The organism is Bacillus cereus group sp. MG16, assembly GCF_040459875.1.
Classification (GTDB): domain Bacteria; phylum Bacillota; class Bacilli; order Bacillales; family Bacillaceae_G; genus Bacillus_A; species Bacillus_A paranthracis.
This window is the reverse complement of record NZ_JARVHE010000001.1, coordinates 324377-338101: the sequence shown is the minus strand read 5'-3', so window position 1 is coordinate 338101 and position 13725 is coordinate 324377. Positions and strand designations below refer to the sequence as shown.

Below are 13725 nucleotides of genomic sequence, written 5' to 3'. Positions count from 1 at the left end.
TCCTATAATCTACCGTAACCTAAGAAATGTTTTTGGTTATAAGAACTATTTACACTACCGTAAGTAACACCCGTTGATTCATCAGCAGCATGGATCATTTGACCGCCACCAATATAAATACCAACGTGAGATACGCCTGCTCTGTAAGTACCTTGTAAGAAGATAAGATCTCCTGGTTTTGCTTCAGATGGGCTAATCTTTTGTACAGAGTTCCATAGACCTCTAGTATCTTGACGACCTAAACCATACACGTAAGAGATTAAACCACTGCAGTCAAATCCACCATTTGAAATTGACGCACTACCCCATACGTATTTTAGACCTACTAAGCCTTTAGCTTTTTCAACAACATCATTTGTTGGTGCTGGTGCTGGTGTTGGTGTTGGTTTTGGTGCTGGTTTTTTCGCTTCTTCTTTTTTAGGCTCTTCTTTTTTAGATTCTTCTTTTGGAGCTTGTACAGCATTGTTTGCTGGTGCTGCTGGCTCTGCTTGTGCTGGTTGAGCTGGAGCTTGTTGAGCCTGAGCTTGCTGAGCAGCTTGTTCTGCTTGTTTTTGAGCAGCAACTTCTTGCGCTGCTTTTTCTTGTGCTTCTTTTTCAGCAATTTGCTGTAATTTTAATGCCTGTTGTTCAAGCTCCTTCAATTGATCTTCCGTACTTGTCATTGAAGTTACAACTGTATCCATTTTACCGCTTAAATCGTTTACTGCCGCTGCTTTTTTCGCTTTTTCAACATCAAGTTCTTTTTTAGCAGTTTCAATTTGAGCTTGTGCTTCTTTTAATTCTTTTTGCTTTGTTTTTACCGTTTCAACATCTTTTTTCACGTTCGCTTGATCTTCTTGTTGTGTTTTCATGATGTCTTCGTCAGACTCAAGAATTTTAGAAACTGAATTTAAACGATCAACTAAATCTGCAATATTTTTAGAGTTTACAAGAACTTCTGTTACAACGTTTGTGTTTGGTTGCTCTTGAAGTGCAACTAAACGTTTTCTTAATAACTCCTCACGTTTTGCAATTTTCGTTTGTAATTCTGCAATATCTTTATTTTTCTTTTCGATTAATTGCTCAGTGTCCGCAACTTTTTTCGTTGTTTCATCAAGCTTTGCAGCATTCTCTTGAACAGACTTATCTAAACCTTGAATTGTTTTGTTTAAGTCATTCATTTGTTTTTGTAATTCATCACGTTCTTGTTGTTGTTTATGTAAAGTGTCATTTTGTGTATTAATTTGTGATTTCACGTCAGAAATTTTATCTTCAGCAAATACATTTGGTGTTAGTCCTGAAAACATTAACCCTGCCACTAATGCGCAAGATGCCATTTTTAGCTTTTTCATTTTATTTTTTACACCGCTTTCTTTTTTCTTTTTCCGTATATAACCTATAAAATTTATACCATAATTCGGGATTTTTTTTGCTAATGTTACGCTTTTGTAAAACAAATGTAATATTATATGTAACACTATCGCAAAATATGCATATTTTTGTACGTATGTGTAGAATTTTAAATACTTTTTGTAAGCAAAGAAAAAAAACGTAAGGTTTCCCTTACGTTTTATTAAATATACTAATACGGATGAAATCAAAACGTTATTTCATCCATTTCTCAGCCCAATTTTGGACTTCATCCATAACACTTTCTAACGCTTTTCCCTTGTCCGTTAAGCCGTACTCGATTCGAACTGGTACTTCTGGATAAACATTACGAACTACAATGCCTTCGCTTTCCAATTCCTTTAAACGCTCTGATAACATACGATCGCTCATATTCGGTATAATATCTGCGATTTCTCTAAAACGTTTTGACTCTTCCAGCAAAGATTTAATAATTAAGCCAGTCCATTTCTTACTAAGCAAAGTAAAAGCTGACTCAAACTTTGGACATAAACAAGAATTATGCTCCATATGTTTCACCTCTCTTCTATTATAATATAGTTTCTTGTAAAAAGTAAGTTATAAAACTTTCCTCATTATTTTATTTTACGTACATTTTACCATTTCCAAATATTAACTTGTCAACTTCACGTAAAATATCCGTAAAAAAAACCTCTTCCGAAAGAGAGCTTTTTACATCTTTATTACTTCGTATACCATCCAAGACCTAGTGCACCTTCACCTAAATGCGTTCCAATTACAGCACCGAAATAACCTGTACGGATTGTAACATGAGGATATTTTGCTTCTAATTCTGCCTTCCATTCATTCGCTTCCTCTTCACGTTGTGCATGAATGATAACTGCTTCCATAGGTACACCTTTACTTGCTTGCTCATCAAAAATTTCAATGATACGTTTTAACGCTTTTTTACGCGTACGAATCTTTTCAAACGGGATAATGATTTTGTCTCTAAAATATAAAACCGGCTTTACTTGTAACAGACTACCGATGAAAGCTTGCGCACTATTTAATCGGCCTCCACGTTGTAAATGGTGTAAATCATCTACTACAAAATAAGCGTCCATCGTTTTCTTCATTTCATCAAAACGGGCGATAATCTCTTTTGGATCCTTCCCTTCGCTTGCTAGCTTTGCACCTTCACGCACGTAGAATCCTTGTACTTCACAACTAATTTCAGAGTCGTACGTATATACATCAATACCCTCTACCATTTGACCAGCTGTCGTTGACGTTTGATATGTACCACTAATCCCACTTGAAAGATGAATGCTAATAACTGCATCATAATCCTTAGATAATTCTTCATATAGCTCAACAAACTTTCCGATTGCTGGTTGAGAAGTTTTTGGAAGTTCTTCTTGCTCACGTACTTTTACATAAAAATCATCTGCTGAAATTTCAGCTTCTTCTTGATAAGATTCCGTTCCAAACACAACGTTTAATGGAATCATATATATATTGAGTTCATCACGAATATGCTTCGGTATATATGCTGTACTATCAGTAACAATAGCTGTTTTCATTTTCGTACCTGCCTTATAAAAAAGTTTTTATTTCCTAATTTTACACGAAAACTAAAAATGGTGCATCCATACATGAAAATGCGGGTTTGAAATTATACTCATCATCTCGACAAATTACAACAAAAAGGTAAAACACTCACCAAAAATTTCAGCTTATTTATAAAAAATGTTTGAATATAAAAACGCCCGCTTTTAAAATGTAAAGTACTAGTCATTTTGATGGATAGGAGCGTATACAAGTGTTATTACAATATTTAACAATAAAAGACTACGGTGAACACGAAATTGTTATTCAAAAATCAAGATTCATCTGTTATGTTAGTCGTGCTACAACCGAAGAAGAGGCTCAAGAATTCATACAAAAAATCAAAAAACAAAACTGGAATGCAACACATAATTGTTCTGCTTATTTAATTGGCGAACAAGATCAAATTCAAAAAGCAAATGATGATGGTGAACCTAGCGGTACAGCTGGCGTACCTATGTTAGAGGTACTAAAAAAACGCGGTTTAAAAGATACCGTCGTTGTCGTTACCCGCTATTTTGGTGGCATCAAACTGGGCGCTGGTGGATTAATTCGCGCATATGGAAAATGTACAAGCGAAGGCATTAATCATGTCGGTGTTGTCGAGCGAAAATTAATGCGTGTTATGCAGACCGAAATTGATTACACATTACTTGGCAAAATTGAAAATGAATTACGCAATTCAAAATATGCCATTAAAGATATACATTACCTCGAAAATGTCACATTTGATACGTATGTAGAAGAAGATGGAAAACAAGCATTCACGGATTGGATGATTGAATTAACAAATGGGAAATGTACAATTACAGAAGGAGATATGTTGTACTTAGAACAAGATGTTATCTAAGAATAGATACTGTATCGCCTTTAAAGATTAATGTAGTGAATTACTTTCCTACAAATGAACTAAGGAGATTATATATGGAAGAACGTTATTATCATCTCCAAAATAGCAGAATAAAAAAGAAACGAAGAAGAAAGTTTTTCTACTTCCTTATTTTCTTATTTTTATTTGGCAGTGTAGGACTTTATATATTAAATTCCTACTCTTCTCTCATGGGGATGTATAGTGGTTTTACTCGTGAAAAATCGGATTTGAGAACCGAAGATGTAGAAATTACAAAGGAGCCTTTTACACTCCTTATTATGGGTATAGAAGATTATGCAACAGACGGTCAAAACGGTCGTACAGATTCATTAATGTTTGCGACAGTCAATCCGAAAACGCAAAAGATTTCGCTTATGAGTATCCCTCGTGATAGTCGCGTTCCAATTGTCGGAAAGAATAAAGAGGACAAAATTAACGCTGCGCATGCTTACGGCGGAGAAGAAATGGCAATCAAAACTGTCGAAGGTTTTCTAAAAGTGCCTGTCGACCATTATCTTAAAATTGATTTCCAAGGCTTTAAAGGTATTGTTGATGCTGTTGGCGGTGTTACTGTTGATGTTCCCTTCGATTTTTGGGAGCGTTCAGACGTGGATTACTACAAAAAAATCGAATTTAAGCAAGGACAACAAGAATTAAATGGTGAAGAAGCACTCGCTTACGTTCGTATGCGAAAGCAAGATCCGAATGGTGACTATGGTCGTGCCGCTAGACAAAGACAATTACTAGCTGCTGTTGTTCAAAAACTAAATTCCACCTCTACCGTATTTAAAATTAAAGATTTGACAGCAGTCGTTGGAAAATATATAAAAACTGACATTCCTATTTCTGATGGCCTTGCTCTTTACAAGAAACTTTCTGGGTTTGATCCTTCCACAATACAAACACTCAAACTTGAAGGAGAAGACAAAAAAATAGGTGGTATTTATTACTTCCTTCCAGATCCAAACGGTGTTGAGGCAGTACGTAACGAAATTAAAAAAGAACTAGGAGAAAAGGTAACCACGCAAGAAAATTCAACAACAAAAACGGAATCCACTCCTTCTTCAAATTCGAACTCTAACGAGAAAGCGAAGAAAGAAACGAATCAGAATCAGAATCAGAACAAAACACCAACTGATCCCCCTCCTTCTACGAATGCTCATGCAGAGTGGATTATGAGAAATCAGCAATAAAACAGCCAAATCGCATGCGATTTGGCTGTTTTTTTATTTATTAAAATGTTTTAAGATTGCTTCTACAATACGCTCTGATGCACGGCCATCACCGTACGGATTAGATGCTTTTGACATCTTATCATGAGCTTCTTTGTCTGATAACAACTCATCAGCAAGACTAAAGATTGTCTCTTCGTCTGTTCCCGCTAATTTCAACGTACCTGCTTCAATACCTTCTGGACGCTCTGTTGTATCACGAAGAACAAGAACCGGTACACCTAATGACGGAGCTTCCTCTTGTACACCACCAGAATCAGTTAGCATTAAGTATGAACGAGCTGCAACATTGTGGAAATCAATTACATCTAGCGGCTCAATTAAATGAATGCGGCCATGATCTCCTAAAATATCATTTGCAGTTTCACGAACAACAGGGTTCATATGAACAGGATACACAACTTGTACGTCTTCATGCTTATCAACAAGACGCTTAATTGCACGGAACATATTACGCATTGGCTCTCCTAGGTTTTCACGACGGTGAGCTGTCATAAGTACAAGACGATCACTTCCAAGTTTCTCTAGTACAGGATGACTATATGTTTCTTTTACAGTCGTTTTTAGTGCGTCAATCGCTGTATTCCCTGTTATGAAAATGCGTGATTCATCTTTATTTTCTTTCTGTAAGTTCGTTGCTGATTTTGCTGTAGGTGAGAAATGAAGATCTGCCATTACACCTGTTAATTGACGATTCATCTCTTCTGGGTATGGAGAATATTTATCCCATGTACGAAGTCCTGCCTCGACATGACCTACTGGAATTTGATTATAGAAAGCAGCTAAGCTTGCAATAAACGTCGTCGTCGTATCACCATGTACAAGTACGATATCCGGCTTCGCTTCTTTCATTACTTTATCCAAACCTTCTAAACCACGCGTTGTAATATCGATTAAAGTTTGGCGATCCTTCATAATATTCAAATCGAAATCTGGTGTAATTCCAAAGATACTTAATACTTGGTCTAACATTTGACGATGTTGTGCTGTAACAGTCACAATCGATTCAATTTTCTCTGGATGCTTTTGCAACTCTAATACAAGAGGTGCCATTTTAATTGCTTCTGGACGTGTCCCGAAAATTGTCATTACTTTTAAACGTTCAGTCATTTCATTGCCTCTTTTCTTTCACTAGTTACAAATCCTATTATGACATATAAGAATATACATGAATACATACCTTTTTAACGAATAACGGAAAAATCCCTCTTATGAATACTTTCTCTTCCAACAGAATAATAATCTATTCCTTGTTTCTTAACATCCTCATTAGTATAACAATTTCTTCCATCAAATAAAATAGGTTCTCTCATAAGTTGTACGTACTTTCCTAACGGATACGTTCGGATAGCCTCCCATTCTGTCACGATAAAAGCCGCACTCGCTCCTCTAATCGATTCATCTATACATTCGCTATATTGTATAGTCTCCCCAAAGATATTTTTCATATTTTGAATCGCCTTCGGGTCATATAGTACTATGTCTGCACCTATATTCATTAATTCTTGTATCATAATAAGGGACGGTGCATCTCTTATATCATCTGTATTCGGTTTAAATGCTGCTCCCAGCACTGCAATTCGCTTCTTGTTCATATTTATTACTTTCTTCGCTTTCTCAATCAATAATAGCTGTTGTTTATTATTTACTTCAATGACGGCTTTTAACAAACGAAAATCATGTGCCACATTCCCTGCAATTTGCACAAGCGCTTTCGTATCTTTCGGAAAACACGATCCCCCGTAACCAATGCCCGCATTTAAAAAAGACGACCCAATTCTCTTATCCATTCCCATTCCTTTTGCAACATCTAATACATTAGCTCCTACCTTCTCACATATATTTGAAATTTCATTGATAAAACTAATTTTTGTCGCTAAAAAGGCATTCGATGCGTATTTAATCATCTCTGCACTTTTTATATCTGTAACATACGTTTGCAAATGTAATTTACTATATAAATTCTCAACTTTTCGCGCCGCTTCCTCATTATCAGCTCCAATTACAATACGATCTCCCTGAAAAAAATCGTAAATCCCTGAACCCTCCCGTAAAAATTCGGGATTCGATACAATATGTAATTCATGCCTATTTTGTAATGTCTCCTCAATCCATCCCCTCATAGCACCATTCGTCCCTACAGGAACAGTACTTTTTGTAACAACAATAATGTCTTTAGTCGCATATGCTCCAATATCAAAACATGCATTTTGAATATATGTTAAATCTGCTGTCCCATCTAATAACGATGGCGTTCCAACTGTAATAAATATAAATTCTGCATCATGAAATGCTTCTTCTTTACTTGTTGTAAAAGTTAAACGATTATTCTCACACGCATCATGTATTAATTCATATAAGCCAGCTTCATAAATAGGCAGATCCCCTTGTTTTATCCGTTCCATTTTCTCATCATTTATATCAAAACATGTAACCGAATGTCCCAATACTGCCAATCCTACTCCTGTAATCAATCCAACGTATCCGGTACCTATTATCGTAATTTTCATTTCCTTTTCGCACAGGAATATACAATAGAAAATATACGAATACATAGAATTTCCCCTGTGCTTCCCCCTCTCACATTAAAAATGAGAAAACTCTTTTACTTCTTTATTATATGAATTGCTTGCTTCATTCTTTTTTAAGTTTTTGTAAAATTAAATATTGTCCATAAAACCAATAGAAATTTTACAGAGATTAAAGCTGCACGTTCAGGCTTGAAAAATTCCCACATTTTAACACGGAACTTACTCATTTCTACGTGTAACACTTATAATATTGAAATAAAATTATTCGCTATTAAAGAGAAAGAGAAAATGTCATATTCCAAAGCCCAATACGATTAACCTTCTCAAACGATTCAACATTCTGTATACCATTGTCATATATTCTATCTGCTTCCATTTACCATAAAACGAAAAAAAGATTGAATTCTAATCTTTTTGTGATACCATATGTTATGAGCCTGTAAATAAACATCATAATTTTCAGATAAATATATTAAAAAAAATTACGTTAGACTATAAAAGGGTGGGGTATTAATGGACTCACAAGTGATTTATGCCATTTTGGCATCTTTCATCACTGTACTCGTCGTTACTCCTTTAGTTATTAAGTTAGCTTTTAAAATAGGAGCAACAGATAAGCCAAACGCGCGTAAAGTGCACCAAAAGATTATGCCTCGTCTTGGCGGGTTAGCAATATTTATTGGTGTGGCTGTTGGATTTGTTGTCGGTGGCTTATACGAACAAAGAATGTTATCGATAACGCTAGGTGCGATTATCATTGTAATCATCGGTATTTTAGATGATATGTACGAGTTATCTGCGAAGGTAAAATTCGGTGGACAACTATTAGTTGCCATTATGATTGTAAAAAGTGGATTATTAGTGCAAGTATTATACATCCCAATCCTCGGGGATACTGAACTTGGATGGCTTGCTTATCCGATTACAGTATTTTGGATTGTAGGTATTACAAATGCAATCAACTTAATTGATGGCTTAGATGGATTATCTGCTGGTATTTCATCTATCGTACTTGCAACGCTAGCATATATGGCCTTCACTAGCCCATGGGGCACTGGAGCTGCTATTATCTTACCACTAGCATTAATTACATTAGCAAGTACAATTGGATTTTTATTCTACAACTTCCATCCAGCAAAAATTTTCATGGGAGATACAGGAGCACTATTTTTAGGATACTGTATTTCTGTTATATCGTTACTTGGATTATACAAAAGTGTAACGTTATTCAGCTTTATCGTTCCAGTTATTATTTTAGGCGTACCTGTATTTGATACGACATTTGCAATTATCCGCCGTATCGTAAATAAAAAACCTATTTCAGCACCAGATAAATCGCATTTACATCACCGTCTACTTGCAATGGGCTTCTCTCATCGTAAAACGGTACTAATTATATACGCATTCGGTATTTTCTTTAGTGTAAATGCAATCATTTTCTCTAGTGCGACATTATGGTTATCCATTATTCTTCTTTTCGTTTTAATCTTCTTTACAGAGATTATTGCTGAAGTAATCGGGCTTGTACACGAACGTTACAAACCAATTATTTCCTTTTATAAAAAAGTGAAAAAACGCGAAGACTAATTGTAGTATAGCCTTTACTATTATGAAATATTCAAATAGCATCCTCTTTCTTATAAGAGGATGCTATTTTTTTACTCCCCATTTCATATTTCCAAAATATAGCTTGTTTGAGAGTTCCACTATTGGAGAAAGATATACATAATAAGAAAAGGATTATATTTTCTTTTTTACATCTTGATTGTCAAACTGAGGGTGAATGTTATGATCAAGCGAGTATTTCAATACATTATTTTATTTTTAACGATTACTATGTACGCGTCATCTCATGCAGGAGCAACTACCATTCCCCCTGCTGAACATCATCCAAATACCGAAACTACCTCTTCTACCCAAAAAATCGCGTACTTAACATTTGATGACGGACCAAACAAATATACTACGCAAATTTTAAACATCTTAAAAGAAAAGAACGGAAAAGCAACTTTCTTTGTTATTGGTGGAAAAGTACCACATTATAAAAAGACAATGCAACGATTAATTAAAGATGGACATTATATCGGACTTCACAGTATGTCCCATGATGTAAAACGCCTTTACACTGGTGACCCATCTACTTTAATTACAGAAATGGAACAAGCACAAAGCATCGTTCAGCAAGTTACAAAATTAAATTCACATCTCGTTCGTGTCCCGTATGGTAGCATGCCTTACTTAAAAAAGAATTACCGTGATGCACTTGTATCAGCCCAGTATAAAATGTGGGATTGGACAATCGATACATATGACTGGAAAAGCTATGATAATCCTTCTGCCATACTAGAAAGGGTACGTAATCAGAGCGATGAACAAGTCGAAGTAATTTTAATGCATGATTCGAGTGTAACCGTACAAATACTGCCACAAGTAATTGATTACTTACAGTCACAAGGATACAAGCTTCTTCCCTATAATCCATCTTCTCATCTCGAAGTAAACTTTTGGAAAGACACAAGATTGTAACAGCTTTAGTGCCTATGTGCTAAAGCTGTTTTATTTTTCTCTTCCCACCCTTCCCATTTTTGTGTAAAATTTTAAATAGTGATGAAGTTTCGAGGTGAATAGAAATGAAACGAATAGATCTCATTTTTAACGCAATACAAAAAGGCAATTATACAGAAGGTGTAACTGCATCAGAACTCGCTACCCTGTTGCAGCTAGATCGAGCCAATGTAAGTAGCGACTTAAACAAACTCGTAAAAGATAAACGTTTATTAAAAACAAATACGCGTCCTGTTCGTTTTTATATAGAAACGAACACTTCGTTGGAAACGCATTCAAAAGAAGTAACTTCATTAGATACATTTGCAGTTGAAAATACGAGCCTTAAAATCGCAATCGAAAAAGCGAAAGCTTCTATTCTCTATCCTCCAAACGGTATGCATACTTTACTGCTCGGAGAAACAGGCGTCGGAAAATCCATGTTTGCTTCTTTAATGCACGAATATGCAATTGAAGTTGAACAGCTTCCTAAAAATGCACCATTTATCGTCTTTAACTGTGCTGATTATGCAAATAACCCACAGCTACTACTCGGGCAATTATTTGGGATTAAAAAAGGAGCGTATACAGGGGCAAGTGATCAAAAAGGGTTAATTGAAAAAGCACATGAAGGGATTCTTTTCTTAGATGAGGTACATCGCCTTCCTCCAGAGGGACAAGAAATGCTTTTCACCTTTATTGACCGCGGAGTATATCGCCGCCTTGGAGAAACAGAAAACGAACGTAAAGCACAAGTATTGATCATTACTGCAACAACAGAAGAACCAAATTCATTTTTATTAAAAACATTTACAAGACGTATACCAATGACTGTCACGCTGCCACCACTTCGTGAGCGTACACATAAAGAACGTTTTGCTTTACTGCAACTATTTTTCACAAATGAAGCAATTCGCTTGCGAAAAGAAATTCACGTTAGTCCGAATGCAATGCGTGCTTTCGTCTTTTACAATTGTCCCAATAACATCGGCCAATTAAAAACGGATGTACAAATTGCCTGTGCGAAAGCCTATTCTGACTTCGTGACAAAGAAACGTGATTCTGTCTATGTTTCAAGCACAGACTTACCTTGGTATATGAAGGAAGGGCTCTTCATTGAAAGAAAAAGCCGTCATCTATACCAAATACCGAATGAAACATTTATATTTACAGGTGATGAAGGTTGGAGTAATCATAAAATAGAAAATGAAAAACAGTCTTCTATTTACGATTATATTGACTATAAATATGAAGAACTTCAAGCTCGTGGTATTGAAGAGGAAGAATTAGAATTACTAATAGAAAATGATATTCAAAGCTTTTTCGTACAATATTTTAACCAAATGTCAAAAAAGACAAGTCATGAAAATGTTTTTAAAATTGTAGATCGTAATATCGTTTCCGTTTGTGAAAAAATTGCTGAACTTGCTGAAAAACATTTATCCAAGACGTTCGATGAAAAAGTATTTCTCGCTTTAAGTTTACATGTACAGACAACTCTACAACGTTTACAGGCTGGAAAACAAATTCATCACCCGCAATTAAATCAAATTCGTACGAAATATAAAGAAGCTTTTTCCGTAGCTATGCAATGCATTCAACTACTGGAAGACGAATTACAAATAACAATGCCTATCGATGAAGCAGGCTTTTTAACAATGTTCTTCGTTGTTGATCCAATTCCTGCCTCACAAACAGAAGTAAAAGTATTAATATTAGCGCACGGCAACGGCATAGCAACAGAAATGGCAAACGTCGCAAATGAACTGCTCGGCATTGACGAAGTAACCGGTATCGATATGCCGTTACATGAATCGCCGAAAGATTTCTTAGAGCGTGTGAAAGTGTATATGAAAACACTCCAAAATGTAAACGGGCTTCTCATACTCGTTGATATGGGATCTCTCGCTTATATTGGTGATATATTAGAAACTGAGTTCAAAATTCCAGTGCGTGTTCTTTCCATGACAAGCACTCCACATGCACTAGAAGCGGCTCGAAAAGCTCAGCTTGGCTACTCGTTAGATGCATTATATGAAACTGTGAAGAACTTAACACCGTTTTACTTAAACGTACAAGAAGAAAAGAAAAAACCACTATCACCAATGAAATCTGTTATTTTGACAGCTTGTTTAACTGGGGAAGGCAGTGCTTTAGCTATTCAAAAAATGTTGGAGAACTATTTGCGATTTGACAAAGACTTAATTGAAATCATTCCGATTAGTATCGTCCATGAAAAAGATTTAACGAAAATGATTGAGAACATAAAAAAAGAGCGGAACATTATTTGTATCGTCACGAATTTCGATGTACAAGTGCCATGCTTAACATATCATTTCCAAGACATTGTAAACTACACAGCGATTCAGCCAATTCAAGAATTAATTACGTACGAAGAAACATATGCAAAAATGGCTGATATTCTTGAACAACAAATGCAGCGTAACGACGGAGCATTACTTATTAAAACGATCCGTTACGCATTGAATACAATTCAAGAATTAATTTCCTTACAGCTAACTCCTGACAGTTTAATGGGTGTTATTCTGCATATGAGCTGTATGGTTGACCGTCTTCAAAAGGGAGAAAGCCTCCTCCCTCATCCAGATAAAGAGAAACGAAGACAAGATGAATACTGGATGTATATGAAAGTAAAAAAAGCATTGCAGCCAATTGAAAATACATTTGAAATACAAATACCTGATGACGAAGTGTTTTATGTTATGGACTTCTTCATTAAAAATCAGCCTGTAAAAAATTAATCGTGGCAGTTTTGTAATATATCGACCGTAACGCAGATTTCATCAGCGATTTTCAAAATATATCAGCGCAACTCAGATTTTATCAGCGATTTTCAAAATATATCAGCGCAACTCAGATTTTATCAGCGATTTTCAAGATATATCAGCGCAACTCAGATTTTATCAGCGATTTTCAAGATATATCGATTTACCGGCTATATTCATTAAAATTTGTACCTTATAGCAAAAAAGGCTGTTCCAGATGAACAGCCTTTTTTCTACTTCTTTACTTTCCTAATTCTCCCCCTTATTTCACCCTTCTTATGGGACTTCGTATAAACATTTACATATACATTCGCCTGAATGATTTCTTGCAGTAAGCTATCAAACGCTCGCCCCTGTAAAGGCCCTTCAAAATCCCCCACATTAACTACACCAGTGACGACTCCTTCATTAACACTAATACCTTGCTTTAATGGACCAAATAAACTTAAAACAATTGGACCAATTTGATTTGCTTTCCCTAAATGAATTTGGCATGATGTAACTTTTTCGATGTTTTTCAATATGACCCGATATTGCAACTTCTTTAAATCCTCACTAAATATAAACTCTGCTACGCCATAAGCTTCTGTATTTACAGGAGGTATTTCCCTCTTACCTGTTAACCTCGCAAAGAAATGTGTTGTCATACGGGCATTCTCCTTATATAAATTTCCCAGCACTACTTCTACTACTTTATGGTTTATACATAATCATTTATGACTTTTTCAAGTGTTAATTACGAAGAAAAGATTCACATAATCTTTACATTAGAATCGTTCCTTTTGCTTTACTACCTCTTGTATAATGCACTTAGAAAAACA

General features: G+C 35.5%; 11 protein-coding genes. 5 read left to right on the top strand and 6 right to left on the bottom strand.

What is annotated here, in order from left to right; all coding sequences use genetic code 11:
• Nucleotides 1–2 precede the first annotated feature (2 nt).
• From QCI73_RS01595 to QCI73_RS01585, 3 genes are all read right to left on the bottom strand, one after another.
• Nucleotides 3–1436 (bottom strand): C40 family peptidase, encoded by a 1434-nt coding sequence (locus tag QCI73_RS01595; RefSeq protein WP_353824082.1) that lies wholly within the window; start codon nucleotides 1434–1436, stop codon nucleotides 3–5.
• A gap of 148 nt (nucleotides 1437–1584) precedes the next feature.
• Nucleotides 1585–1899, bottom strand: coding sequence for a winged helix-turn-helix transcriptional regulator (locus tag QCI73_RS01590; protein WP_000400857.1), 315 nt, complete (start codon nucleotides 1897–1899; stop codon nucleotides 1585–1587).
• A 173-nt stretch (nucleotides 1900–2072) separates the two neighbouring features.
• On the bottom strand, nucleotides 2073–2915 hold the full coding sequence (locus QCI73_RS01585) for a DegV family protein (RefSeq protein WP_000844764.1): 843 nt from the start codon (nucleotides 2913–2915) through the stop codon (nucleotides 2073–2075).
• Between the two features lie 239 nt (nucleotides 2916–3154).
• Between QCI73_RS01585 and QCI73_RS01580 the strand changes: the two genes are divergently transcribed.
• Nucleotides 3155–3790 (top strand): YigZ family protein, encoded by a 636-nt coding sequence (locus tag QCI73_RS01580; protein ID WP_000926682.1) that lies wholly within the window; start codon nucleotides 3155–3157, stop codon nucleotides 3788–3790.
• Nucleotides 3791–3864: 74 nt separating this feature from the next.
• Nucleotides 3865–5004, top strand: a complete 1140-nt coding sequence (locus QCI73_RS01575; protein WP_353822405.1) for an LCP family protein — start codon at nucleotides 3865–3867, stop codon at nucleotides 5002–5004.
• Between the two features lie 33 nt (nucleotides 5005–5037).
• On the opposite strand, the gene wecB is transcribed toward QCI73_RS01575, so the two are convergent.
• Together wecB and QCI73_RS01565 are read right to left on the bottom strand one after the other, a co-directional pair.
• A complete protein-coding gene (wecB, locus tag QCI73_RS01570) occupies nucleotides 5038–6153 on the bottom strand; it encodes a non-hydrolyzing UDP-N-acetylglucosamine 2-epimerase (RefSeq protein WP_000140134.1) in 1116 nt (371 codons plus the stop codon).
• A gap of 74 nt (nucleotides 6154–6227) precedes the next feature.
• Nucleotides 6228–7598 (bottom strand): UDP-glucose dehydrogenase family protein, encoded by a 1371-nt coding sequence (locus tag QCI73_RS01565; RefSeq protein ID WP_080776468.1) that lies wholly within the window; start codon nucleotides 7596–7598, stop codon nucleotides 6228–6230.
• A gap of 489 nt (nucleotides 7599–8087) precedes the next feature.
• On the opposite strand from QCI73_RS01565, the gene QCI73_RS01560 reads away from it, so the two are divergent.
• The 3 genes from QCI73_RS01560 (at nucleotide 8088) to QCI73_RS01550 (ending at nucleotide 12880) form a co-directional block, all read left to right on the top strand.
• Nucleotides 8088–9161: a glycosyltransferase family 4 protein gene (locus QCI73_RS01560; protein ID WP_061529281.1), complete on the top strand. Its 1074-nt coding sequence runs from the start codon at nucleotides 8088–8090 to the stop codon at nucleotides 9159–9161.
• A gap of 201 nt (nucleotides 9162–9362) precedes the next feature.
• Entirely contained in the window at nucleotides 9363–10100 is a 738-nt protein-coding gene (locus QCI73_RS01555; RefSeq protein WP_000597164.1) for a polysaccharide deacetylase family protein, read from the top strand.
• A 104-nt stretch (nucleotides 10101–10204) separates the two neighbouring features.
• On the top strand, nucleotides 10205–12880 hold the full coding sequence (locus QCI73_RS01550; protein ID WP_353822404.1) for a sigma-54-dependent transcriptional regulator: 2676 nt from the start codon (nucleotides 10205–10207) through the stop codon (nucleotides 12878–12880).
• Between the two features lie 257 nt (nucleotides 12881–13137).
• Here QCI73_RS01550 and exsM read toward each other — a convergent pair whose 3' ends face one another.
• Nucleotides 13138–13551, bottom strand: a complete 414-nt coding sequence (gene exsM / locus QCI73_RS01545) for an exosporium regulatory protein ExsM (protein ID WP_000207029.1) — start codon at nucleotides 13549–13551, stop codon at nucleotides 13138–13140.
• Nucleotides 13552–13725 lie beyond the last annotated feature (174 nt).